Here is a 22,492-nt window from a genome sequence, read left to right as displayed (position 1 = left end):
CGGGGAACGGCGGTCGCTTCAGATCAGGCCGCCCGGCGGTGCGGCGGTGAGGGTCCTGCCGGCCCGCGTGACGAGCTTGGCGAAGGCCAGCGCCGCCGCCGAGGCCTGGGCTTCCGAGGGGAAGGTGCGGTCCGATGTCAGGACGGGCAACTGCGTCGCATCGAGGAGGACCCAGGTCCACAGACGGGTGTCGGTCGCGCGGATCTCGAAATGCATGGCGAACTCGTCGGGCAATGGCACATGCCCGCACAATGCGCCGCGAAAAGGCCTGACGCGTTAAGAGCTTGACCAGCGCAACAACCTGCGTCGGCGCGCACCGGCCTTGCCCCCGACATCCTCGCAGATCACAGGCGGGAACCTGCACCGCCCAGGGCGGATCTCGCCACGGTCGGCCCCGACTTGGCATGCCAGCTTGGCTTTATCCGGCCATTCGATGCTACCCTCGCGCGGTCGGCATGCCGTGCCGACGGCGTGAGCAGGAGCGACATGGTAGAGCGGTACCATTTCCGCCTGAGGGGGCCGGACGAGGTCATCGAGGACGAGGAGGGCGTGCTGGCAAACTCGATCGAGATCGCCGTGGCCGAGGCGACGCAGCTGATCGCCGAGATGCACGCACGGGGCGAGTTGCCCGATCCGGACGAGCGCTGGTGCGTGGAGATCCACACCACCGACGGTGTCGTGCTTCGTTCCCTTCAGCTGTACTGAGCGCTGGGCGCGGGGCGCGGGAGCTTGCGCAGGATCAGGCGGATGTGTTCGCGGAGGGTGATCGCCTCAGGCGGCGGACCGGCACCCGGAGGCTCAACCGCTATCTCCGGACCACCCAGCACCGAGGCGTACATCGAGCTCTCCACGCTTTTCGCGAGCAGTAACCATCAGCCGTAGCAAACCGTTGCAAGCATCATAAGTCAGGTTTCGCCCTACAGGACGCGGCCGCTTCTACGTCGACAGGGGCACCCGGCTCGATGGGCGACTTCCGGATATGAAGTCTCTCGCAGACGAGGCACATATTTCGGCGGCCGCGAGGCCGGCTGAGTCAGGTATTCGCCTGGACAGGTCGGCGCGGCACTGGAGGCGCGTGCCGCATCGGTCGAGGACGAGGCTGCGGCGGCACACGCTGATCTCGGCGACGGCGCCCGGAAGCCCGGCAAGCGCGGCGATGACTTGCCGGATCGGTGACCGAAGCGTCCGGCTGGGGTCGCGCAGGGTTGGCCTCGTGCGCCGCGTGCGCGGTCGGGAGGTCGACAGCGCCGCCGGCGAGCCGGATCTGTCGAAAGGGTCGCAGGCGTCGGAAAATCCCCGGCCACGCTGAAACAGGCGACCCGGCGATGCAGTTGCCGCTGCATGTCAGGACCTCGCCCCATCGCCGTCCTCGCCGAGGACGAAGAGTTCAGCCGGCTCGTCGCGGCGGACATGCTGACGGCGTTGGGGTTCGAGGTGCTGGAGGCGGAACACGCCCAGGGCGCGCTCCAGCATCTGGAGGCATGTGACGGGGCCGTCCTGCTCTACACCGACATCAACATGCCCGGCACGATGGACGGCCGCGCGCTCGCGCACGCCGTCCGGGTACGCTGGCCGGAGACCCGGATCATCGTCTGCTCGGGCTGCGATCCGCGCGAGGCGACCGCGCTGCCCGAGGAGGCCCATTTCATCGCCAAGCCCTGCGGGGAGAAACTGGTGCGCAAGGCGCTCAAGGCCCTGCACCTGCACTAGGGCCGCTCCCGACCGGGTCGGGCGAGGGGGCATGTCGCGGCTGTCTCGACCGGCGACACCTGTCCTCCAGCCGTCGCAGCACGGTCGAGAACGGCCCGTGCTGCGCTGTCTGGGCGGCCTCAGCTCGCGAGGAAGGCGGCCAGCCCGGCCAATCCCGAGAGGGAAGCGCGGCTTTCCTCCAGGCACCGCGCGTTCAGGTCCGCGGCCAAACCGTCGAGCTTGGCCTGGAGCAGGCCGATGCTGGCCGGGGACAAGTTGCCGGGGAGCAGGACAATCACGTCGCCTTCGTCGAGGTGTATCGTCTCGCGGATCGCAGCATCAGCCATCGGAGCCTCCACCGGGAATACTGATCTCTCGGCCTGTCGGTAAGCTCTCACGGGCCGAGGCCGCCGACCGTGCTCCGGCACACGCCCTCGAACACTGACTCGCGTCCGTGGCGATCCGGGGAGATCCGCGCCGGCGTCCCGCGGGCAGGACCGTCCGGCTACGCCCGAGCGCGCCGCGCCAGCGCTCGCCCGACCTCGAACAGCGCCAGATCCGACACCTGTTGCAGCCGCTGGTGGCCCATCGCGACGATCGCCGCGCGCGCCTGCAGGAGGTGATCGACCGCGATGACCATCGGGTCGTCCGCCGGCAGATCGCCCGCCGCGCTCGGAAGGAAGGGGCCGCGGTGACTGTCCGTGGTGTCGATGATGATGCCGCGACCGCGCATCCGTCCCGCCGGATCGGGCGTGAGGCTGCCACGGTCGAGAACCCATCGAACCTCGCCGCCGTCCGTGAGGACGCGGTACTCGGCCGAGACGGGGCCGCCGGTCCGGCGCACCCGGGCGATGCGCGCGAAGACCCAGTCGCGATCGTCCGGATGGGTGCATCGAAGGGCGATCTCGATGGGCAGCGGGCGCCCGGCCAGGGTCGCATCCCCGGCGAGCAGCGCCGCCGTCCCCTCGTCGAGGAGGGATTGTCCCGCCGACACGTCCGCTGTCCAGGCGCCGACATAGCCGGCGGCGCGCAATGCAAGATCAGCCGTAGTCTGCAACAGCCTGGCCTCCTCCGGCGCAAATCGGTTCGCACAAACCCGATCTCTGGTAGCGATATACCAAAATCGATGTTCGGTACCAGTATCATACCGCCCGTGCCGGAAATTTAGCAACTTCTAGTATCGGTGTGATCCGCAGATATACAACTCTCTGCAGCAGATCGTGTCGGCCAGGATCGGCGCGACGCGCGGCAAGAACTCCTCGGCGCCGCCGCAACAATGTGTCAGTGCTCCCGGCGACCCGACAGCGCCGTCATCGATCGAAGCGCGCCGCGGCCCCCCGCTCTGCTATGTTCGTGGCACAGGTTATCGTGGGCCGCCGTCACCCCGTCGACGGGACGCGGGTCCGCTGCGGGCGCGTCGGGCGCATCCGATCGGATCGGCCTGTTCCGGGGGCGCGCCCAAGGGCCTCCTTGTGGCAACGCCCGAACTTCGACAAACCCGGACGGAGCTATCGAGGACGGGCGCCCATGATCATCCGCCACACCCGCAGGCTGCAGCGATCGGGCGAGGCGGTCGCGAGCCGCGATGGTCGGCTCGTCGCGCCTGCCCCGACGGAGCCCGACTGGGATGTCCTGGGTCTGATCGATCTCGGCGGGCGCGCCACGGTGGTCGCGCTCCTGGGTCCGAACGACGCGCGCGCGTTCCGATTCCTCAACTCGGACGGCACACCGCTGGCGTCCTGCGCTGCGGACTTTCTCGCCGCGCCGTGGGACGGCGCCGGGCCGCTCGACTGGCAGGCCGAGGCGCTCCACACCGACGACGGCGACGCGTCGAACACGCGGGCCATGATCGAGGATCTCCACCTCCTGATCGAAGCCCTCGCGCGCGCGGCTGCCGCGAGCCCGGAGCACGCTGTCCGGGTCGTCACGAGCGGCGGTTCCGATCCGCGGGCGCAGGCGATGCACGCGGCGCTGGCACGCCTCAACGCCGCACCGGCGGGGGCTCCGCCCCACCTGCCCGAACTGGTGACGAAGGCGATCGTCGCGCGCGGCGGCCAGGAGACGGCCCATCCGGACGGCGGCGATCTGCGCTTCTCGATCTACCTGCCCATGCCGGGCTTCCGCTTTGTCGGCTACGCGGCGGACCGGAACGAGACGCTGTGCACGCTGATCGGCAAGAACTCGCGCCTCGCATCGGCCCTGCTGGACGTTCGCGCGAACACGGCCTACGCCCGGCCGAACCTGGGAAGCGTCGGTTTCGACGCCGCGACCCTGGTGCAGGTGCGGTTGTGGCGGCAGTACCTCCTGCCGGCGCTGATCGACGGCGCGGCGCGGTCGACGCGCGTCGGGGTGGTCTTCGAGCACGCGCACATCAGTCACGCCATCTGGAACGAGCTGGCCGCGGTCGACGACGTGCTGTCGCTCGGTCGCGCGCCGGCGGTGTTCCTGTTCGCGAGCTGCAACGAGCCGATCTCCCCGGTCGACGCCGTCTTCCCGGAGCTCGCCGGGCAGGTGTATCGCGGGATCGAAGGCCCGCTGCCCCTGCTGCAGGCTGCCGTCGCCGGCGCGGCGACCTTCCTGCCCTTCCGGTCCTACCGTGTGAGCCAGCGACTGGCGGATCGTCTCGCGGCCCTGGCGCGGAGCGCGGAACCCGCGCTCGATGCCCGCCTGACGGACGCGGCGCGCCGGGCCACGATCGTCCTGATCGGGCTGCGCCTGGAGAACCGCCAGTGGGTCCGGCAGCTCGACGGCTACGTGGCGCTGATCCGACGCCTCGGCCGGCGGCGCGGCGAGAGATTCCTCGTCATCGTCGACGGGCACAACACGCTCGCGGGCACTGCGGGCGGCTACGTCGAGAGCTACTGCGAGAGCCTCGTGCCCGCGGAGGGGACCGTGCCGTCCATCGTCCGGAAGGAGCTCGACCTGATCGGGGCGCTCCGCGCACGGGTCGCCGATGTCTCCAACGTGGAGTTGCTGCCGCTCGTGCCCTGCTCGATGGGGGCGAGCCTCGTGGCCGCGCTCCACACCGACCTGTTCGTGACGCATTTCGGGGCCGGGCTCGCCAAGTATAAGTGGGTCGCCAACGCGCCCGGATGCGTCATATCGAGCCGATCCGTGCTCAGCGGGAAGGACGATCTGCGCATCTACGACACCGAGATCTTTCGCGAGAACGTGTCGGCCTGTCACTACTTCCCCGCCGAGCGGGTGACGGACCTCGACACCTCGACCAACGCCCTGCATGTCCCCGGCAGCCGGGAGCGCGAGGATTTCGATCTCGACCTCGAAGAGTTCGCCAGCTTCGTCGAGCGGAACCTGCCCGAGCGGCGCGCCGCGCGCCCGCACTGGCTGAGACGGCTCACCCTCTTCGGGACCCGCGCCGCCACCGACGCGGCCAGGCTCTGAGCACCGGGAGCATCACGGATGAGCGATCGGATCCTGATCACCGGCGGCGGCGGCTTCATCGGCTCGCACCTCAGCGAGCGCCTGCTGGAGCAGGGCCACGAGGTGCTCTGCGTCGACAATTTCTTCACGGGCCGGAAGAGCAATATCGCCCACCTGTTCGACAATCCGCGCTTCGAGCTCATACGGCACGACGTCACGCACCCGCTCTTCGTCGAGGTGGATCGGATCTACAATCTCGCCTGCCCGGCATCCCCGATCCACTACCAGTTCGACCCGGTCCAGACGACCAAGACCAGCGTCATGGGGGCGATCAACATGCTGGGGCTGGCGAAGCGGCTCCGCGTGCCGATCCTCCAGGCCTCGACCTCGGAGGTTTACGGGGATCCGCTCGTGCATCCGCAGCCCGAGGGCTACTGGGGGAACGTCAATCCCCTCGGCCCGCGCTCCTGCTACGACGAGGGCAAGCGCTGCGCCGAGACCCTGTTCTTCGACTATCACCGACAGCACCGCGTCCCGATCAAGGTGGTGCGGATCTTCAACACCTACGGCCCGCGCATGCATCCCAGCGACGGCCGGGTCGTCTCCAACTTCGTCGTCCAGGCCCTGCGCGGCGCGCCGATCACGATCTTCGGCGAAGGGCATCAAACCCGCTCGTTCTGCTACGTCGACGACCTGGTCCTGGGGCTGCAGGCGATGATGGCCACCGACGCGGAGATCACCGGCCCCGTCAATCTGGGAAACTCGGACGAGTTCACCATCCGGCAGCTCGCCGAACTCGTCGTCGACTTGTCGGGCTCGCGCTCGAAGCTCGTGCACGCCCCGCTGCCGGTGGACGACCCGCGCCAGAGGCGGCCCGACATCGCCCTGGCCGCGCAACTCCTCGACTGGCGCCCGACCGTGCCGTTGCGGGACGGGCTCATGAGAACCATCGCGTATTTCGAGACGCTGCTGGCCTCGGAGCCGATCGGGCCGCGCTGATCCGGCGCGCGTGACGGCGAGATTGGCCGTCCCGCCGTGTCTCGGCGGGATCGGTCCTGACCGACCGCCGCCCGCTCCGGGCGAGCGGCCGTGCGCGCTCGGGGCGTCCGCGGCGGCCGACCCGGGCCTGGCCCCTATCGCGGTCCGGCGGCCTCTGCGGCGGGGCCGGCCTCCGCCGCGTAGGCGTTGATGATGCCCATCAGCAGGCCGGGAAAGCGCGCCTCCACCTCGGCCCAGCGGGAATGGTTGCGCACCTCGACGCCGTGACGCTCGCTGCGGATCAACCCGGCCTCGCGCAGGACCTTGAAGTGGTTGGACAACGAGGATTTCGGGATGACGCGGTCCCCGAGCGCCGACACGGCCGAGCAGGCCTCGACGCATCCCGCCCGCATGATCCTGGCGAAGATGGCCGCGCGGCTCGGGTCGGCGAGAGCGTGCAGGATGGCCTCGGGTCGCACGTCCTCGATGGCGGGGTGAAACAGCGGTCTCATCTTTCGTCCATATGGGGTCTTGAACGACGCTCCGTTAGTTCCGAAGTTCCGAACTATGGGACTCAGGCCGCCATCCCGCGGCCGGCCCATGCCGGAGATAGGACACATGTCGAAGCTTGCGGGCAAGGTCGCCGTCGTGACCGGCGCATCGAAGGGCATCGGTGCGGGGATCGCCAAGGCGCTGGCGCGGGACGGCGCCGCCGTGGTGGTGAACTACGCGTCCAGCAGGGCAGGGGCCGACGCCGTCGTGGCCGCGATCACGTCCGCCGGCGGCAGGGCCGTCGCGGCCCAGGGCGACGTGTCCCGAGCGTCCGAGGCGCAGGATGTGATCGAGGCCGCGATCCGCGCGTTCGGGCGGCTCGACGTGCTGGTCAACAATTCCGGCGTCTACGAGTTCGCGGCGATCGAGGAGGTCACCGAGGAACACTACCGCCGCCAGTTCGACGTCAACGTGCTCGGCGTCCTGCTGGCGACGCGGGCGGCGGCGAAGCATCTCGGCGAGGGCGGGAGCATCGTGAACGTCTCCTCGGCGATCACGCACGTCCACACGCCGGCGGCGGCGGTCTACGCGGGGACCAAGGGGGCGGTGAACGCCATTTCGGGGGTGCTAGCCAACGAGCTGGCGCCGCGCAAGATCCGCGTGAACGTCGTCAGCCCGGGCTACGTGGTCACCGAGGGCACGCACGCGGCCGGGATCTCCGGCTCGGAGATGGAGGCCGGGATGGTCGCGCAGACGCCCCTCGGCCGGGCCGGTGAGCCGGACGACATCGCCACCGTCGTGGCCTTCCTCGCCTCGGACGACGCGCGCTGGCTCACCGGCGAGAACATCACGGCCAGCGGCGGCATCCGCTGATCCACGGTGCTGCCCCTGCGCGCGTGTCGGTGCCCGACCGCGTGCCGGGGCAGCGTCGCGGAGACAACGACGCGACGACGACGGCGCCTTCGTCCACGGGGGCGGCTAGGGTGGAGCGCCGCGCCGTCCATGTCGGTCGCGGTGCCTGCCGCAGGCAGAAGGGGAGGGGAGGGATGATCCGATCGAGATGGGGACTGGCCGTGCTCGCGGCGGCGCTCGTGACAGCGCTCGCGGCGGCATCGACCGCCAGAGCCGAGCCCGCCAACCAAGTGCTGGGGACGTGGCGCATGGTGTCCGCGCGGCTCGATCCGGAGGGGCGCAACGCGCCGGCCTACGGCGCGCGCCCGAGCGGGCTGCTGGTGTTCACGCGCGACATGCACTTCGTCGAGGTGCTCACGGACGCCGACATTCCCCGGTTCGCCTCGAGCGCGCGCGGTCAGGGGACCGCGGAGGAGAACCGGGCGGCCATGGCTGGCAGCATCGGGTTCTTCGGCACCTACACGGTGGACGCCGACGGCGCGTTCAGCGGCAACCGCGTCGAGGGCTCGACCTTCCCGAACTGGGTCGGCGACGTGCGCACGACCGAGCAGCTTCGCCTGACCGTCGAAGGGGACCGGCTGAGCGAGAGCTTCCGGCGCCCGGACGGCACGCGGATCGCCATCACGTGGGAGCGCGTCCGCTGAGCCGGAGCCGTGCGCGCGACCCGGGGCTTCGGCCCGGGAGGGCCGCGCAGGAGGGCCGCGCAGGAGGGCCGCGCAGGAGGGCCGCGCAGGAGGGCCGCCCCGACCGGGGGCGGGGCGGCCATCGGCGGATCGACGCGACGGAGCCCGCGTCCGGCGGTCCGCCGCGGAGGTTCACGCGTTGGCGCCGCCGTCGACCGTGAGGGTGGTGCCGGTGATCTGGCGCGCGGCCGGGCTCGCCAGGAAGGCCACCGCGGCCGCGATATCGTCCGGCGTTCCGTAATGGCCGAGGGCGGTCATCGCCCGCTGCATGTCCGCCTGCGCCCCGTCGGACGGGTTCATGTCGGTGTCGGTCGATCCCGGCTGCACGAGGTTCACCGTGACGGCGCGCGGCCCGAGTTCGCGCGCCAGACCCCGCGTGAACGAGAGCAGGGCGGATTTCGACATGGAGTAGACCGTCACCCCGGGGAACGGGACCCGCTCCCCGAGACAGGAGCCGATGGAGATGATCCGGCCGCCCTCCTTCAGGTGCGGGATGGCCGCCTGCGACGCCAGCACGACGGAGCGGACGTTGACGTCCAGGATGGCGTCGATGTCGGCGAGGCTCATCTCCGCGACGGGGCCGCCGCGGGCGATGCCGGCGTTGTTGACGAGGATGTCGAGCCCGCCGAGGCTCTCGGCCGCCTCGTCGACCGAGCGCTTCACCGCCGCGGCGTCGGCGCTGTCGGCCTGGATGGCGCGCCCGCGGCGGCCCTTCGCCTCGATGGCGCGGACGATCTCGGCCGCTCGCTCGGCGGACCGCTCGTACGTGATGGCGACGTCCGCGCCCCGGTCCGCGAGCGCCAGGGCGATGGCCGCACCGATGCCGCGTGATGCGCCCGTCACCAGGGCGCGCTTGCCTGCCAGCTCACTCACGTCCGCCTCTTTCTGTAATGAACGACACAGAAATGGCTAGATGCGTTGCCGGCCTGGGTCAAGCGGTTTATATAACGATCGATGCAAAAATCCGCTTCGATCCAGGCAGGGGACCAGGCAGGGGATCAGGCAGGGGACCGGGCCGCGCCCGCCCGCGGTCGCGGCCGGCCCCGCGCCTTCGACCGGGAGGCGGCGCTCGATCAGGCGATGCAGCTGTTCTGGCGCCGCGGCTTCGCCGCGACATCCATCTCGGATCTCACCGCGGCCATGGGGATCGGGTCGCCGAGCCTCTACGCGGCGTTCGGCTCGAAGGAGGCGCTCTACGCCGAGGCGCTGCGCCACTACGGCGACCGGTACGGCGGGATGGTCTGGGCCAACTTCGACGCTGCCGCCTCGGCGCGCGGGGCCGTCGAGGCGCTCCTGATGGATTCGGCCGCCGCGCTCACCGGCGCCTGCGGCCGCATCGAGCCGCTCGGCTGCATGGTGACGCTCTCGGCTGCCGGCAGCGAGGGGCAGGCGGAGCTCGGCGCGTTGCTGCGCGCGGCCCGCGCCGAGGGGCGCCGACGGGTCGCGGAGCGGCTGGCGCGCGCGGTCGCGGCGGGCGAGATCGGCGCCGCCGTCGACGTCGCCGCACTCACCCGCTTCGTGCTCACGGTGCAGAACGGCATGTCGCTCCAGGCCCGCGACGGCGCGACCCGGGAGGAGCTCGAGGCCGTCGCCCGGCTGACGATGGCGGGGTGGGACGCGCGCGTCGGAGGTGAGGGCGACCGTCCGCTCCGGTGACGGTTCGGCACGCGCGGCCCGCCGGCGGCCCGATCGTCTGGGGGAGGGCGCGCGGCGTCCTCAGGCGTCCGGCGGGAAGTCGGCGATGCCGTCTTCGATGAGAAGCTTCGAGCCGCTGAAAGTTATTCGCATAACAAGCATTATGGAATGCGGTGACGAATTCCGCATGATCGGCACTTATACTACGATCTGATCCCCGGCGTCATCGCGAATCATCGCGAAGGACGGCTGCAGCCCGCGACCAGGGCAGCGAGACCGGTCCGGGCGCCGGCCAGAGGGATCCGCTGCGTGTCGCCAGAGAGCGTCACGCGAAGGGTCTTGCCGGACAGGATCCGCACCCAGTCTTGCGTCAACGTTGTCGTGGTCTGGAGCACGATCTGGTCGTCGAGTTCCAGCTGTTTCGCCCGCATCGGCAGCGAGAGCGTGCCGCCCTCCGAGGCGAACTCGACCTCGGCCCGGGTGCCGTCCCGAGCGCGGTCTCTGTCGTCGTAGTAGTCGACACTCAGCTGTCCGCCCCGCGTGTCGCAGGTGAGCGCGAGGCTCTGCGCGCCGCTGTCCGGAATCTCGTAGGCAAGATGGACGCGACCGTCCCCTTCCCGCTCCTGCCAGCGCATCTCCTGCGCCATCGCAGGGACTCCAAGACAAGACCCTAGAATTGCCACGGTAAGAAAAGTGATCTCACGGCGCATGGCCTTCGATGTCCTCACGCTTCGTCCATGGAGTTGCTGCATGATGGGTGGATTCTGTTCCGTGCGTGTATCCGGCCGGTGGCGAGTGCTCGATGATGCTGCGTGCCAGGCCGGGAAGCCGTGGAAGCCCCCGGCGCTGTCGGGCGGCCTGTCGTCGCCCGACATGTGCCCGTCTTCGTCGACGCCGGGTCGAGCGCCAGCCCTTGTCCGCATGGTCGAAGGCGTGTGCCTCGGGCGATCCGGGGGCCGCCGTCGGTCGCGCGGAGCGCCAGAGCCGTCACGATCGCGTCCGGGAATGCGCCGAACCCGTCCTCATTCCTGTCACACGCGCCCTGCGGCCGTACGGCTGCGCGCCGGCGTTGCCTCACGGTGGCGCTCCCTCTGTCATGCGAACCGCAGCCAGCAGAACAGAGCCACGGTGCCCAAACCTGTCCGATGGCATCGTCGGAGCCGGTGGCCCTGTCCAGAGGACTAGCTCATCGCCGCGCCGTGACGTTCGCTGCAGCGCGGGGTACCATACGAGGGCGCTAGACATGGACAAGCCCCGTGCTCTTCCGGCGCAACAGCGGCCGGACCCGGAGCCGACGGCACGGATGCTGCCGGCGCGCTGCGCGAGATGGATGAAGTCTTTGGGAAGCGTCCGGGACGCGTCGGCGGGATCTCGACAACGGTGCAGGACCGGCTCGACCGCCCGCCCCTCGATCCGTGCGAGGCACGGGGAGATACGGGTCACAGCGCCCTCCCCTCTCCGCGGCCATCGGGCGTCTCCGGAGGGCGGCGTGCCCGCCGACCGAACCTTCCGGCGCTGACGAGGATCGTGCATGCCCCGTTTGGCGATCACCGGCACTGAGCAGCGATACAACACGGTCGCGGCCGTCGAAGACGGCGGGCGGTGGCGCATGATCCTGCCTTTTCCGCAGGCCTCGATCCGGGCCGCCGCCCTGGTCGGCGCTGCGGGGCTGGTCTGCCTGTCCGATGACGGGGAACTCTGCCTGATCGACTGGCGGGCGGGCCGGGATCGCGTGCGGCGCCGCCTGCCGGGCGAGGGACCCTTCAATCACAAGCTGTTCGTCACCCGCGATGCCGACCGGATCGCGGTCTATCGGAGCCATGGTCCGAAGAACGACGAGCAGTACCTCGACGACATCGTCGTCCTGCGGGCGTCGGATCTCGAGATCCTGCAGCACGGGCGCGGACTCGTCTGGCATGCCGATGGCCCTGTCGGGTCCCTGTCGCCCGAGGAGGCCTATCCGCCGCGCCCGGACGGGCCGGCCATCCTGACCATTCACGGTGAGCTGTTCGAGGATCCCGGAGGGCGACTGGCCTTCATCGGCTTCCGGTGCGGGCCGGGCGGGTCGGCCTACGGGCTGTGTCGGCTCGAACGGGCCGGCGCGACGCTGCGCTACGACCCGCTGCCGGACGCGGTGAAGCCCTACTGGTTCAGCCCCAGCGGCCGCTACGCCGTCACGCCGCACTCCGATCCCGCGCGCGGGGGCCCACCGGAGGCAGCGGCCGATACGGGGGACGCCGGCCCTCCCCGCCTCGGACAGGCCGTCGAACTCTGGACAACCGGGCCCGTCGCCCGCGCGGCGACGCTCGTCGCGCGGCCCGGCTCCGAGCCTCCGCGCGCGATCACCGAGGTGGCCTGGGAGCCCGACGAGCGGGCGTTCTGGATCAAGTCGGGGTATTTCTGGGATCGGACCACGGACTTCCAGCGCATCGGCCTGGACGGCACGCGCTCGCCCGTCTTCTCCTTCGCGCGCTACGACGGCGCGAAGGCCGTCTCCGCCTTCGCGGACGTGGCGGATGCGGAGCGGGTCGAGATCCGCTTCTTCAGCAACTCCGTCTACATCCCGCGCTCTCGGTGCGCCGACGCGGCGCCCGCCCGGACGATCACCCCGGAGGAGGACGGCTATCGATCCCGGCCGTCGGCAGGCCCGAGCGCGTCGGCGGTCCGGCGCTTCCTGGCGCGCTCGCAGCCGGTGGTCACCGTCGCGGCGTTCTCGGCCGCCGCCATCGCCGAAGCCCTGGACGCGCTCACCGGCCGGATCCGAGCGGATCTGGGGGGACTCCTGCGGGGCGACGTGCTCGCGTTGACCTTCGAGGTCGGCGGGCGGGCGATGACGGAATCGGCCTTCTTCGCGCGCATCGCCCGCGAGCGCGTTGCCGTGGTCCCGGCGCTGCGCGCACTCCTCACGACTTATCTCGCGGTCCAGCCGGGGGTGGTGGAGGCCAGGAAGCTGTATCGCCAGCTCTGGGGGCCCGAGGACGATCAGGGTGCGCTGGCACCGGCCATGCAGGCGCTGCTCCACCTCGATCCGACGGCCCACGACGTCTTCCGCGACTACCTCGCCCAGCGCGACGGGGAGCACGAGGTCTTCTCCACCGACGTGATGATGAGGACCTACATCGCCGAGGCGGGCTGGCGCGACCGGGCCATGATCCGGTTCGGCGTCTATTTCGCGCTGATCCGGTACAGGGATGGCCTGATCACCCTGAGTGGCGGATTCCTGGAGGAGTACGGCGTCCTCGATGCCGCCGAGGGCCTGCTGGAGCCCGCCGACTTCGCCGCGCTCATCCTCGAGGAACTCGACGGGTTCGCGGCGCGCCCCGATCTCGACTGTCGCCTCGGGAGGGACGACCTCTACCGCGAGCTCCGCGCGAGCCTCGCGACCACCGCTTACGGGCGGACGGTCCTGACGGCGCTCGCGGCCCGATCCGCCGCGTCGTCCCGCCTCGCGTGAACGACCCGCGCGCATCGCGCGGCGGTCCAGCACCCGCGGGGCTGCCGGCCGAACCGACCTGTCCCCACTGACGTCCGGGCCGACAACCGATACGGTGGCGGGCGATGTACAAGCTCCCGCCCGGCAGCCTCTACCGGCTCCGCACCCTCGCGCAGACCGGCGCCCGCTTCTATCAGGTCAGCGGCTACATGCGGCGCATGGAGGTCCTGGGACTGGTTCTCGCGACGGGTCGGACGGATCCGGACACGAAGACCGTCGAGTACCGCATCACTGAAGCCGGCCGAGCCGAACTCGAGGAGCGTCACGGTCCGGCCTGGCCCGGCTCGGCCGAGGACGAGGCCTGACGCGCGGCGACGGCGCGACCCGAGCGCGATGGCCGGTGTCGCAGCCGCCGCGCGGCGCGAGCGGTTCAGGGAGAGGCCGCCGGCAACGGGGCCGTGACCGGGGCCGTGCCGGCGGATCGTCGACGGCTATCGGCTGCTGCCACCGCTGCCGCCCTGCGGCGACGGGCGCTCCGGCTGGTTGGCGTTGCCCGCGGCTGAGGAGCTGTTGGAACGCGTGTCGGCGGCTTGCCCGGTCGGCGACCCCGTCACCGCGCCCGGCGCGCCGGTCGCGCCCGATTGAGGCGTGACGACGCCCGAGGAGGTCGGCGGCGCGCCCGGCGCGGTGGCCGGCGCCTGCGCGTAGGCCGTCCCGGCGAGGACGGCCGCGAGCGGCGCAGCGGCCGAGAGAGTACGCAAGAGAGTACGGTGTTTCATCGGGACCTCAATCATGGATTGAAGTCTTCAACGCCGGATGCGGGAAGAAGGTTCAGGGCGGACGAGAGCCGCCTTCGCGGATCTCGGTCCTGAAACGGCCCCGTCCGGCGATGAGCCGGACGGGGGGTCGCGGGTCGCCCCCGAATCAGGCGGCTCGGACGGTGGCCATGAAGCGCCCCACCTCGGCAGCGAGATGCTCGGATTGGCGCGACAGCTCGGAAGCCGCTCCCAGAACCTGGCTCGCCGCGGCGCCCGTCTCCTCGGCCGCGCCGGCCACGCCGGCGATGTTGCTGGTCACTTCGCCGGTGCCCATCGCGGCCTGGCTGACGTTCCGGACGATCTCCTGCGTCGCCGCGCCCTGCTGCTCCACGGCCGCGGCGATCGAGGTGGCCACGTGGCTGATCTCCTGGATCCGCACGGTGATCGACCCGATGGCCGATACGGCCTGACCGGTGGAGGCCTGAACCCGGGCGATCTGCCCGGTGATCTCCTCGGTGGCCTTGGCGGTCTGCTCGGCCAGAGCCTTCACCTCCGTCGCCACGACCGCGAAGCCGCGGCCGGCGGCACCCGCGCGGGCCGCCTCGATGGTGGCATTCAGCGCGAGCAGGTTGGTCTGTCCCGCGATGGTCGAGATCATGCCGACGACGTCGCCGATGCGCGCGACCGACGCGCTCAGTTCCTGCACCAGCGCGCTGGTCTGGTCGGCCTCGTTGACCGCCACCCGCGCCATGTCGGCGGAGCCGTCGACCTGCCGGCCGATCTCCTGAACCGAGGAGCCGAGTTCCTCGGCGGCGGCGGCGACCGTGTTGACGTTGCTGGCGGCCTCCTCGGCCGCGGCCGCCACGGTGGTCGACCGGCCAGCCGTCTCGGTGGCCGTCGCCGTCATCGTCTGCGCCGTGGCCTGGAGTTCGGTGGCCGAGGACGAGACCATGCCGATGATCCCGCCGACCGCGCGCTCGAAACCGTCGGCGAGCTCGACCATCGTCCGCTTGCGTTCGACGGCCGCCGCCGCGTCGGCAATGCGCCGGATCTCGGCCTGCTCGGCGGCCTTCTGGGCCACCATGGCCTTGATGCCCTCGACCGCCTTGCCGACGGCACCGATCTCGTCGCCGCGGGCGGCCTCCTCGATCTCGGCGTCGACCTCGCCCCTGGCCATCCGCTGCAGCACGCCGACGAGGCTGGCCAGCGGCCGGTTGATCCCGAACAGCACGATCCCGCCGAGGATCCCGAATGCGACGAGAAGGCCCGACGCGGCGATGACCGTGAGCGTCAGCTTGATCTGCTCGGCGACGGCAACGGCGTGGTCCCTGGAGGCTCTGAGCTCCCTGGCGTTCGTCTCGGTCCGCATCTGGACGCCTTCCAGCACTTTGGCCCGCGCGGGGCGGCCCTCGTCGACCGAGATCGTCCGGGCCCCTTCGGCATCGTTCTTCATGCCCAGGGCGATGGCGCGGTCGGCCGCCGCGAAATACGCGCCCATATCGACCTTGATGGCTGCGTTCGCCGAATGCCGAGCCGGGGTGTCCGCGAGGGCGATGAGGCGGTCGATCGCCTCGTAGGCGAGCGTCCGCTCGCGCTGGAAGTGCTGACGCTCGGCAGCCATCGTGGCCGGATCGGTCTGTATGATGATGTTCTTCTCGGAGATCGTCGCGTTGCTCATGGCCAGCGCCATCTGCAGCGCTGTGACGGCGCGAACGGCGGCCACGTCGACGATCTGCTGGGTGTTCTTCTCGAGCTCGTCGATCGCCGACCGCGCGAAGAAGACGATGCCGACGGCGGTCGCGAGCAGTAGGGCGGCCGGTATCGCGATCTTGGTGCCCAATCGCAAATTGCGAAACCGACCCATGACATCCCCTCCAGTGTTCAGGATCGCAGAGAGCTCCGCAGGCTGCTCAATGCGGAAGGCGTTGAGCCAAGATGCGGGTGCTAAACTAAATGCAGGTTAATGATCGCGGTCTTCTTGCCGGGGATATCCTATAGTGATTTGAGGTTGCGCGCTCGGCGTCAGAGCGTGATCAATAAAAACCGCGCTCATCCGGGATTAAAGTTCCGCAGCGTGCTTCACAACCACTGGATAAACTTCCGTCGAGCGCGTGACCGCACGCACGGACACCTCCCGCGGCGGTGTTCCAACGTCGCGACCCTTGCGCAGCGACGCTGTCGGAGGGTGACCATCCGGACGAACCGGAGAAGCACTGCCGGCGAGCCGGGCGGCTGGCTCGGACCGTTGGCGGACCGTCTGCCCGGATGCGGAGGCGATGGGGCGCCACCCCGATCCGATCACACGGTTCCGATGGACGCTCCGACTCGCCGCGGCGGGTGATGCCGGGCCGCAGGTCCGCGCGATCGCGCGCCGTTCCCGACCTGCCGCGGAGCGGGAACGTCCCGTCCGCGCGTGGACCGTTCGCGAGGCACGCAGCCCACCCTCCTCCACGTAGCGGGGAGGCCCGGGCCGCGCCGCATCGGTCAGCGTCTGATAACCCTTTCTTATCAGACGTAGCGTCACGCTCAGGCGCGACCGAGGGAGATAGCCATGACGCTGCCCGCCACGCTTGCCGCCCGCGCCCGCGCCTTCGCCGACGAGGCGCTCTCGGAGAATTCCCGTCGGGCCTACCGCGCCGACTGGCAGCACTACGCGCGTTGGTGCGGCGGCCACGATCTCGCGCCCCTCCCCGCGGGTCCCGAGCAGGTGGCGAGCTACCTCACCTCCATGGCCGAGACCCACAAGCGCGCGACGATCGAGCGTCGGCTCGTCACGATCGGTCAGGCGCACAAGCTCCAGGGGTTGCCGTGGGTCCCGGCCCATCCGGCCGTCCGGGCGGCGCTGCGCGGGATGTTCCGGCGCTACGGCAGGCCGAAGAAGCAGGCCGCCGCGCTCGGCGTGCCCGAAACGCTCCGGATCGTCGCCGCCTGCGAAGGGACGGTCGCCGCGCTCCGGGACCGCGCCCTGTTCCTGTTGAGCTTCGCCGGCGCGTTCCGGCGCTCCGAGGTCGCGCGGATCCGCCACGAAGATCTCGCGTTCCGGGACGGCGCCGTCGATGTCTTCCTGCCGCATTCGAAAGGTGATCAGGACGGCGAGGGCACGGTCGTGACCGTCCTGGCGGGCGGGAGCCCCGCGACCTGTCCGATCGCCGCGCTCCGGCGCTGGCTGCAGGCGGCGCCGGCCGACGGCTACGTCTTCCGGGCGGTCCGGGCGGACGGCACCGTGATGGACGACGGGCTGCATCCGGACTCGGTGGGCCGCATCGTTCAGAAGCGCGCGGCGGAAGCCGGCCTCGTCGCCGGACCGCGCGAGCGCATCTCCGCCCACGGGTTCCGCGCGGGCTTCATCACCGAGGCGTACAGGCGCGGATCGCGCGACGAGGAGATCATGGCGCATTCCCGCCACCGGGATCTCAAGACGATGCGGGGCTACGTCCGCCGTGCCAAGCTCGCCGACGCGCATCCGGGCCGCAACCTCGGCCTCTAGCGCCGGGGCGGCGCTTCGGGCCTTCGGGAAGCCCGCGGTCGCCGCCGCAGCGGCCGTCGACCGTTTCACGGCAGGGAATGGTGAATTGCGACGACTCGCTGTTCCGGAGCGCGCCGCGTCCCTGCATCATGGTCGCGCCGTCGGGTTCGCGCGTCCGGGCCGCGGCCCGGTCAGGCCGATCGCCGTCCCGCACGACGGTCGCGCCGTCCGACCCGGCGGTGACGATCCCGACGCATGCCGTCCCGCCAGGATGAGGCGCGCCATGATGCGAGACACGCACGGAGACGAGATGACGGGGCGCGGACCGGCCCGCGCGACGCGGCGGCGTGTGCTCGCCGGCGGCGTGCTGGCGACGGGCGCGGCGGCGTCGGGCGCCGTGCGGGCGGAGGTCCACCCCGCGCGGGCCGGAGAGGTCCGCCACGGCACGGTCCGGGCCGACGGCGTGGACGTCTTCTACCGGGAGGCCGGTCGTCCCGACGCCCCGGTCATCCTGCTGCTGCACGGCTTCGCCAACTCGTCCTTCTACTTCCGGCACCTCATGCCCAAGCTGGCCGATCGCTTCCGCCTGATCGCGCCGGACCTGCCCGCCTTCGGGTTCACGCACGTCCCGGAGGATCGCGCCTACGTCTACGACTTCGCGTCGCTGTCGCGCACGACGGAGGCGTTCGTCGGCGCGCTCGGCCTCGACCGCTACATCCTCTACACGTTCGATTACGGGGCGCCGGTCGGATGGGATCTGGCGCTCGCCCATCCCGACCGCGTCGCCGGCATCGTGTCCCAGAACGGCAACGCCTATCTCGACGGGCTCGGCGACGCGGCCTGGGCGCCGCTGCGGGCCTACTGGGCCGCGCCGAACGCGGCCGCCGTCGCGGCGATCCGCGCCCGCATGACCCTCGACGGCGTCAGGGCCGCCTACGTCCAGGGTGTGCCCGACCCGTCCCGCATCGAGCCCGAGGCCTACACGCTCGACGCGGCCATCCTGGCGCGGCCGGGCAATGCCGACCGGCAGGTCACGCTCAAGCTCGACTACAAGCGCAATCTCGAGCGTTACCCGCTGATCCAGGCCTTCTTCCGCGCGCGCCGCCCGAAGCTCCTCGCCGTCTGGGGGCGCAACGACGCGTTCTTCATCCCGCCCGGCGCCGAGGCGTTCCGGCGCGACATCCCGGAGGCGCGCGTCACCTTCCTCGACACCGGGCACTTCGCCCTGGAGACGGACGGCGACGCGATCGCGGAGGAGATCCGGCGCTTCTTCTGACCCTCTCCACCGGGTATGGCGCGGACCGGATCGGACCGCCGCATCCGACACTATCCCCGGCCTGATCGTGACCCTACGGTCGCGGACCTGGATCACGGAGATCGGGCGGGTCGCGCCCGTCGAAAGGGAGATCGCGGTGCCGCAACCCCAGTCAGCCTCGTCGGCCATGCTGTTCCACATGGTCTCCGGAGGGCCGCAGCCGGTCGCCCCCTTCAGCCACGCGGTCGAGGTCGACGGCTTCGTCTTCGTCACGGGTCAGATGCCCGACACGCCGGACGGGCCCGGCGTCCTGCCCGACGGGATCGAGGCGCAGACCCGCAACGTGATGGCCAATCTCGCGACGGTCCTGGCCGGCCTCGGCCTGGGCCTCGAGAACGTCGTCGTCGCGCGCGCGTTCCTGACCGAGTTCAAGCGCGACTACGCCGCCTTCAACGCCACCTACAGATCCTTCTTCCCGCCCGACCGGCTGCCGGCCCGCACCTGCGTGGGCACGACGGGGCTCGCCTACGACGCCCTGGTCGAGATCGACCTGATCGCCCACCGCGGCGGCGCGACGTCGCCGTCGTCGGACGCGCGATTGGGCTGAGCCGCATCCTCCGCGCCCGGGCCGATCGGACGCGTCCGCGCTCAGCCTCGCAGCTGGCCGCCGCCGCGCACGACCAGGCCCAGGCCGACACACGCCGCGGTCAGGCCGAACACGACGACGTAGAGATGGTCGACCTGCAGTCCGGCAGCCGGGTAGTAGGCCGACCTCATCCATTCCGCGACCTGCAGGGCCGGATTGAACTTGGCCCAGTAGTACAGCCGTTCCGGCAAGTAGCTCGGCAGGAAGAGGACGCCGCTGGACACGTAGAGGACGATGCTGAACAGGGCGTAGCCGATCAGCCATCCGGGGAAGAAGCCGATGATCGCGACGTTGATCGTGCCGATCCCGATCCCGAGCGCGATCGCGGCGAGATAGCCGCCCACCGCCGTCAGCGGGTCCGCCGGGACCGGGTTCGTGCCGAGCGCGACCAGGACACCGCTCACGACCAGCAGGGCCAGGAAGCCGGTGACGATCTCGACGAGCACGCGGGAGAACACCAGGTCGAACAGCCTGACCTGCGGGTAGTAGGTCAGCGGCCGGTTGACGATCACGGACTTCATGACTTCGCGCGAGATGTACTGGAAGACGAGCACGGGCACGGCGCCCGTGGCGAAGAACAGGGCCCTGTCGTCGCCGAGCGGCGCGGGCAGCTTCTGAACCGTGTAGATCGTGATCAGCACGAAGACGTGCACGCACGGCCAGAGAACGACGACCCCGTAGCCCCACATCGACGCGCCGAAGCGGGTGCGCATGTCGCGCAGCATCAGCGCGTGCAGGACGTGGAGGTAGGCCTCGACCGCGTTCCTCCGCGGCTTCACGCTCGTTCGCGCGCCCATGGACCATGGCCTCTGCTGTCCGACGGCGGTCGGGAGGGGACGACGGTGCGGATGTCCGGAGGGGCCGGGGCGATGATCGAGGTCGGATCCGCCCGGCCGCACCGGCGCCTAGGCGGCGCGCGCCCGCGACGCGTCCCGCAGGCGCGTCGCCGTCAGCCAGGCCGCGGAGACGAGGAAGTAGAAGGCGCCGAACGCCGCGTAGGGCGCGACATCCACGATCCCGGGGACCGCGGCGCCGGCCGCCTGCCGGATGAAGAAGCCGCCGGCGAGCGCCGATTGCGCGCCGCTCAGGACCATGGCCCACTGGGCGCCGGCCCGCCAGCGGCGCGCGCCGGTGAGAAGCTGGAGCAGTCCCGAGAGGATGGCCCAGGCGCCGAACACCGCGAGCACCGCGTTCGGGCCCCGTCCGAGGGCGACCGCGACCGCGATCGCGGTCGCCGCGCTGATCGCCGCGTTGAGGGCCTGGCTGGGACTGCCCGCGAGGCCGCCGTTGCGCCGGGCGTCGGCCAGGTTGGCGAGCGCGTCCCAGGCGGGATAGGCGACCAGGAGCGTCGCGGCGACCGCCGGCATGCCTCTCCCGAAGCCGAGCGCGGCGGCTACCCAGGCCGTGGCGACGCCGGCACGCACGAAGTAGTAGGCGGTGAGCCAGGGCAAGGCAGGACCGCGATCGCGCTGCGGGTCGGTTCTCATCGTCGGCTCCTTCGTGTACTGAGCGCGGCTCGACGGACCGGATCTATTCGTGAACAAGGCAGATGGACACGATAGATGCCGATTTATAGCTTCGTAGATCCGGACGCGCCGAGCGAATACGCGCTTCGATGGGCCCACGTTTAGGATCGGGAGCCGGCGTCAGCCATGTCGGAAACGCTGGAAAACTTGACCGATCTTCCGGAGGGCGGGCCGCGCAGCGCCGCGTCCGGCGACCTGCTGTCCCACGTGCTCGCGCAGATCCGCCTCGCCGGGGACCGCGTCGAGTCCCGGCCGGTCGCGCCGGGCGAGCGCCTGGATCTGGATGCCGGCGCAGGCCACGTCCTCGTGGTGATCGCGGGCGCCCTCATCCTCGAAGGCGACGGCGAGTCCCTCGCGGTCGGCGCCGGCGACCTGCTGTTCCTGCCCCACGGCCTCGGAACCAGGCGATTGGTCGCCTCCGAGGGCGCGGACGTCGTCGTCTGCCGGTTCTGGTTCGATCCCTACAGTCTCCGCAGCATGATCGCGCTCCTGCCGCGGCAGATCTGCATCCGGCGCGAGGAGGGCGCCGGATGGCTCGACGGCCTCGTGCACTTCCTGCTGGTCGAGACGACCGACGCCGAACCCGGCGCGGCCCTGATGATCTCGCGCATCATCGACCTCGCGGTCATCCGCACGCTGCGGACCTGGGTTCATCTCGGCCGGACGTCGGGGTGGCTGGCCGGCCTGGCCGATCCCCGCATCGCCCGCGCGCTCAAGGTCATGCACGAGAGGCCGCTGCAGCGCTGGAGCGTGGAGGCCCTGTCGGACGTCGCCGGCATGTCGCGGTCGAGCTTCTGCGAGCGGTTCAACGCGCTCGTCGGTCGCTCACCCCTGCGCTACCAGAACGAGTGGCGCCTGAACCTCGCGCGGGACATGCTCGCCGCGGGCGAGGCCCGCGTCGGCGAGATCGGCCTGCGCGTCGGATACGAGTCGGAGGCGGCGTTCAGCCGGGCCTACAAGGCGCTGTTCGGCCACTCGCCCCGGGAGGCGACCGGTCGCGCCGCCGGGGCGCGGCCGGAAGGCTGAGTTCCGGCGCTCCGGCAGGCTCCGCCCGGGCCGATGCCGGCCGATCCCGTGTCAGCTCCCGCGATAGGTGGAGTAGCTCCACGGCGTGATGAGCAGCGGGACGTGATACTTGGCGTCCGGGTCCGAGACGCAGAAGCGCACCGGCACGCGGTCGAGGAACGGCCGCTCGGCGCCGGCACCCGTCCCGGCGAAATAGGCGCCGACGGCGAAGACGAGCTCGTAGGTCCCGGGCGTCAGGGCGTCGCCCGCGAGCAGGGGGGCGTCGGTCCGCCCGTCGCCGTTGGTCGTGGCCGACGCGACGGTCTCCCCGGTGCCGTCCCCGCTGCCGTCCCCGGCGAGGCGCCGGAGCTCGACGGTGACCCCGGCCGCCGGCTTGCCGGCGGCCGTGTCGAGGACGTGTGTCGAAAGATGGCCCATCGGCGTCCTCCCGGACGGAAAGGCCCGCGCCCGCGGCCCGAGGCGGGCGAAGGTTCGTCGGGCCGAAGGAGACGGTGGAGACGAGCACGGGGCGGGGGGCTCGGACAACCCGAAAAGCGTCCGGCATTTCCCGAATGATTTTGAAGGTCCTTGGCGCCGCGGCGGGTCGCTGCCGGCCGCGGTTCGGGGCACACC

The 22,492-nt window shown here is 71.0% G+C and carries 24 protein-coding genes; 13 read left to right on the top strand and 11 right to left on the bottom strand.

The window, feature by feature from the left end:
* Positions 1-18 precede the first annotated feature (18 nt).
* Positions 19-216 (bottom strand): hypothetical protein, encoded by a 198-nt coding sequence (locus BMY19_RS11130; protein ID WP_100251745.1) that lies wholly within the window; start codon positions 214-216, stop codon positions 19-21.
* 270 nt (positions 217-486) lie between these two features.
* Here BMY19_RS11130 and BMY19_RS11125 point away from each other — a divergent pair, with 270 nt between their 5' ends.
* Positions 487-705 (top strand): DUF6894 family protein, encoded by a 219-nt coding sequence (locus BMY19_RS11125; protein WP_020094827.1) that lies wholly within the window; start codon positions 487-489, stop codon positions 703-705.
* Between the two features lie 636 nt (positions 706-1,341).
* The gene (locus tag BMY19_RS11120; RefSeq protein ID WP_100251744.1) at positions 1,342-1,710 is read left to right on the top strand and encodes a response regulator; all 369 of its coding nucleotides are present in this window, start codon (positions 1,342-1,344) and stop codon (positions 1,708-1,710) included.
* Between the two features lie 119 nt (positions 1,711-1,829).
* Here the strand turns inward: BMY19_RS11120 and BMY19_RS11115 are convergent, their stop codons facing one another.
* Together BMY19_RS11115 and BMY19_RS11110 are read right to left on the bottom strand one after the other, a co-directional pair.
* Positions 1,830-2,036, bottom strand: a complete 207-nt coding sequence (locus BMY19_RS11115) for a hypothetical protein (protein WP_020094825.1) — start codon at positions 2,034-2,036, stop codon at positions 1,830-1,832.
* Positions 2,037-2,194: 158 nt separating this feature from the next.
* Entirely contained in the window at positions 2,195-2,746 is a 552-nt protein-coding gene (locus BMY19_RS11110) for a PAS domain-containing protein (protein WP_244534894.1), read from the bottom strand.
* A 470-nt stretch (positions 2,747-3,216) separates the two neighbouring features.
* Here BMY19_RS11110 and BMY19_RS11105 point away from each other — a divergent pair, with 470 nt between their 5' ends.
* Positions 3,217-5,091, top strand: a complete 1,875-nt coding sequence (locus BMY19_RS11105) for a hypothetical protein (RefSeq protein ID WP_100251743.1) — start codon at positions 3,217-3,219, stop codon at positions 5,089-5,091.
* An 18-nt stretch (positions 5,092-5,109) separates the two neighbouring features.
* A complete protein-coding gene (locus BMY19_RS11100; RefSeq protein WP_020094822.1) occupies positions 5,110-6,069 on the top strand; it encodes a UDP-glucuronic acid decarboxylase family protein in 960 nt (319 codons plus the stop codon).
* Between the two features lie 134 nt (positions 6,070-6,203).
* Here BMY19_RS11100 and BMY19_RS11095 read toward each other — a convergent pair whose 3' ends face one another.
* On the bottom strand, positions 6,204-6,560 hold the full coding sequence (locus BMY19_RS11095) for an ArsR/SmtB family transcription factor (protein WP_020094821.1): 357 nt from the start codon (positions 6,558-6,560) through the stop codon (positions 6,204-6,206).
* Positions 6,561-6,666: 106 nt separating this feature from the next.
* Here BMY19_RS11095 and BMY19_RS11090 point away from each other — a divergent pair, with 106 nt between their 5' ends.
* A complete protein-coding gene (locus tag BMY19_RS11090; protein WP_020094820.1) occupies positions 6,667-7,413 on the top strand; it encodes a glucose 1-dehydrogenase in 747 nt (248 codons plus the stop codon).
* A 173-nt stretch (positions 7,414-7,586) separates the two neighbouring features.
* Positions 7,587-8,096, top strand: a complete 510-nt coding sequence (locus BMY19_RS11085) for a lipocalin-like domain-containing protein (protein WP_042675022.1) — start codon at positions 7,587-7,589, stop codon at positions 8,094-8,096.
* A 171-nt stretch (positions 8,097-8,267) separates the two neighbouring features.
* On the opposite strand, the gene BMY19_RS11080 is transcribed toward BMY19_RS11085, so the two are convergent.
* Complete coding sequence (locus BMY19_RS11080; RefSeq protein ID WP_020094818.1) at positions 8,268-9,008, bottom strand: glucose 1-dehydrogenase; 741 nt, start codon at positions 9,006-9,008, stop codon at positions 8,268-8,270.
* A gap of 207 nt (positions 9,009-9,215) precedes the next feature.
* Between BMY19_RS11080 and BMY19_RS11075 the strand changes: the two genes are divergently transcribed.
* Positions 9,216-9,791: a TetR/AcrR family transcriptional regulator gene (locus BMY19_RS11075; RefSeq protein ID WP_056530404.1), complete on the top strand. Its 576-nt coding sequence runs from the start codon at positions 9,216-9,218 to the stop codon at positions 9,789-9,791.
* Positions 9,792-10,003: 212 nt separating this feature from the next.
* Here the strand turns inward: BMY19_RS11075 and BMY19_RS11070 are convergent, their stop codons facing one another.
* Positions 10,004-10,417: a hypothetical protein gene (locus tag BMY19_RS11070; RefSeq protein WP_100251742.1), complete on the bottom strand. Its 414-nt coding sequence runs from the start codon at positions 10,415-10,417 to the stop codon at positions 10,004-10,006.
* Positions 10,418-11,379: 962 nt separating this feature from the next.
* Here BMY19_RS11070 and BMY19_RS11065 point away from each other — a divergent pair.
* Both BMY19_RS11065 and BMY19_RS11060 read left to right on the top strand, forming a co-directional pair.
* Positions 11,380-13,224, top strand: a complete 1,845-nt coding sequence (locus BMY19_RS11065) for a hypothetical protein (protein WP_244534893.1) — start codon at positions 11,380-11,382, stop codon at positions 13,222-13,224.
* A gap of 104 nt (positions 13,225-13,328) precedes the next feature.
* Positions 13,329-13,568: a hypothetical protein gene (locus tag BMY19_RS11060; protein ID WP_042674370.1), complete on the top strand. Its 240-nt coding sequence runs from the start codon at positions 13,329-13,331 to the stop codon at positions 13,566-13,568.
* Positions 13,569-13,694: 126 nt separating this feature from the next.
* On the opposite strand, the gene BMY19_RS11055 is transcribed toward BMY19_RS11060, so the two are convergent.
* On the bottom strand, positions 13,695-13,997 hold the full coding sequence (locus BMY19_RS11055; protein WP_234083300.1) for a hypothetical protein: 303 nt from the start codon (positions 13,995-13,997) through the stop codon (positions 13,695-13,697).
* 130 nt (positions 13,998-14,127) lie between these two features.
* Positions 14,128-15,825 (bottom strand): methyl-accepting chemotaxis protein, encoded by a 1,698-nt coding sequence (locus BMY19_RS11050; protein WP_100251740.1) that lies wholly within the window; start codon positions 15,823-15,825, stop codon positions 14,128-14,130.
* Between the two features lie 687 nt (positions 15,826-16,512).
* Between BMY19_RS11050 and BMY19_RS11045 the strand changes: the two genes are divergently transcribed.
* The 3 genes from BMY19_RS11045 (at position 16,513) to BMY19_RS11035 (ending at position 19,289) form a co-directional block, all read left to right on the top strand.
* Positions 16,513-17,448 carry a site-specific integrase gene (locus BMY19_RS11045; protein ID WP_100251739.1) on the top strand — a complete coding sequence of 312 codons (936 nt, stop codon included), beginning with the start codon at positions 16,513-16,515 and terminating at the stop codon, positions 17,446-17,448.
* A gap of 289 nt (positions 17,449-17,737) precedes the next feature.
* The gene (locus BMY19_RS11040) at positions 17,738-18,703 is read left to right on the top strand and encodes an alpha/beta fold hydrolase (RefSeq protein ID WP_170862950.1); all 966 of its coding nucleotides are present in this window, start codon (positions 17,738-17,740) and stop codon (positions 18,701-18,703) included.
* Positions 18,704-18,869: 166 nt separating this feature from the next.
* Positions 18,870-19,289, top strand: coding sequence for a RidA family protein (locus BMY19_RS11035; RefSeq protein ID WP_100251815.1), 420 nt, complete (start codon positions 18,870-18,872; stop codon positions 19,287-19,289).
* A gap of 41 nt (positions 19,290-19,330) precedes the next feature.
* Here the strand turns inward: BMY19_RS11035 and BMY19_RS11030 are convergent, their stop codons facing one another.
* Positions 19,331-20,125 carry an ABC transporter permease gene (locus BMY19_RS11030; protein WP_100251738.1) on the bottom strand — a complete coding sequence of 265 codons (795 nt, stop codon included), beginning with the start codon at positions 20,123-20,125 and terminating at the stop codon, positions 19,331-19,333.
* A 108-nt stretch (positions 20,126-20,233) separates the two neighbouring features.
* Positions 20,234-20,815, bottom strand: a complete 582-nt coding sequence (locus BMY19_RS11025) for a DUF308 domain-containing protein (RefSeq protein WP_100251737.1) — start codon at positions 20,813-20,815, stop codon at positions 20,234-20,236.
* A gap of 165 nt (positions 20,816-20,980) precedes the next feature.
* Between BMY19_RS11025 and BMY19_RS11020 the strand changes: the two genes are divergently transcribed.
* Positions 20,981-21,880 (top strand): helix-turn-helix transcriptional regulator, encoded by a 900-nt coding sequence (locus BMY19_RS11020; RefSeq protein WP_100251736.1) that lies wholly within the window; start codon positions 20,981-20,983, stop codon positions 21,878-21,880.
* 51 nt (positions 21,881-21,931) lie between these two features.
* On the opposite strand, the gene uraH is transcribed toward BMY19_RS11020, so the two are convergent.
* Positions 21,932-22,297, bottom strand: a complete 366-nt coding sequence (gene uraH, locus BMY19_RS11015; RefSeq protein ID WP_020094530.1) for a hydroxyisourate hydrolase — start codon at positions 22,295-22,297, stop codon at positions 21,932-21,934.
* Positions 22,298-22,492 lie beyond the last annotated feature (195 nt).

The organism is Methylobacterium sp. UNC300MFChir4.1, from assembly GCF_900110155.1.
Classification (GTDB): domain Bacteria; phylum Pseudomonadota; class Alphaproteobacteria; order Rhizobiales; family Beijerinckiaceae; genus Methylobacterium.
This window is presented reverse-complemented; position numbering and strand designations above follow the sequence as displayed.

Coding starts and splice junctions, on each gene's coding strand:
- BMY19_RS11035 (WP_100251815.1), top strand. CDS start 18,870: ATGCTGTTCCACATGGTCTCCGGAGGGCCGCAGCCGGTCGCCCCCTTC.
- BMY19_RS11025 (WP_100251737.1), bottom strand. CDS start 20,815: ATGAGAACCGACCCGCAGCGCGATCGCGGTCCTGCCTTGCCCTGGCTC.
- BMY19_RS11105 (WP_100251743.1), top strand. CDS start 3,217: ATGATCATCCGCCACACCCGCAGGCTGCAGCGATCGGGCGAGGCGGTC.
- BMY19_RS11100 (WP_020094822.1), top strand. CDS start 5,110: ATGAGCGATCGGATCCTGATCACCGGCGGCGGCGGCTTCATCGGCTCG.
- BMY19_RS11030 (WP_100251738.1), bottom strand. CDS start 20,125: ATGGGCGCGCGAACGAGCGTGAAGCCGCGGAGGAACGCGGTCGAGGCC.
- BMY19_RS11045 (WP_100251739.1), top strand. CDS start 16,513: ATGACGCTGCCCGCCACGCTTGCCGCCCGCGCCCGCGCCTTCGCCGAC.
- BMY19_RS11050 (WP_100251740.1), bottom strand. CDS start 15,825: ATGGGTCGGTTTCGCAATTTGCGATTGGGCACCAAGATCGCGATACCG.
- BMY19_RS11115 (WP_020094825.1), bottom strand. CDS start 2,036: ATGGCTGATGCTGCGATCCGCGAGACGATACACCTCGACGAAGGCGAC.
- BMY19_RS11020 (WP_100251736.1), top strand. CDS start 20,981: ATGTCGGAAACGCTGGAAAACTTGACCGATCTTCCGGAGGGCGGGCCG.
- BMY19_RS11095 (WP_020094821.1), bottom strand. CDS start 6,560: ATGAGACCGCTGTTTCACCCCGCCATCGAGGACGTGCGACCCGAGGCC.
- BMY19_RS11065 (WP_244534893.1), top strand. CDS start 11,380: ATGATCCTGCCTTTTCCGCAGGCCTCGATCCGGGCCGCCGCCCTGGTC.
- BMY19_RS11085 (WP_042675022.1), top strand. CDS start 7,587: ATGATCCGATCGAGATGGGGACTGGCCGTGCTCGCGGCGGCGCTCGTG.
- BMY19_RS11040 (WP_170862950.1), top strand. CDS start 17,738: ATGACGGGGCGCGGACCGGCCCGCGCGACGCGGCGGCGTGTGCTCGCC.
- uraH (WP_020094530.1), bottom strand. CDS start 22,297: ATGGGCCATCTTTCGACACACGTCCTCGACACGGCCGCCGGCAAGCCG.
- BMY19_RS11055 (WP_234083300.1), bottom strand. CDS start 13,997: ATGATTGAGGTCCCGATGAAACACCGTACTCTCTTGCGTACTCTCTCG.
- BMY19_RS11090 (WP_020094820.1), top strand. CDS start 6,667: ATGTCGAAGCTTGCGGGCAAGGTCGCCGTCGTGACCGGCGCATCGAAG.
- BMY19_RS11070 (WP_100251742.1), bottom strand. CDS start 10,417: ATGGCGCAGGAGATGCGCTGGCAGGAGCGGGAAGGGGACGGTCGCGTC.
- BMY19_RS11130 (WP_100251745.1), bottom strand. CDS start 216: ATGCATTTCGAGATCCGCGCGACCGACACCCGTCTGTGGACCTGGGTC.
- BMY19_RS11125 (WP_020094827.1), top strand. CDS start 487: ATGGTAGAGCGGTACCATTTCCGCCTGAGGGGGCCGGACGAGGTCATC.
- BMY19_RS11120 (WP_100251744.1), top strand. CDS start 1,342: ATGTCAGGACCTCGCCCCATCGCCGTCCTCGCCGAGGACGAAGAGTTC.
- BMY19_RS11075 (WP_056530404.1), top strand. CDS start 9,216: ATGCAGCTGTTCTGGCGCCGCGGCTTCGCCGCGACATCCATCTCGGAT.
- BMY19_RS11060 (WP_042674370.1), top strand. CDS start 13,329: ATGTACAAGCTCCCGCCCGGCAGCCTCTACCGGCTCCGCACCCTCGCG.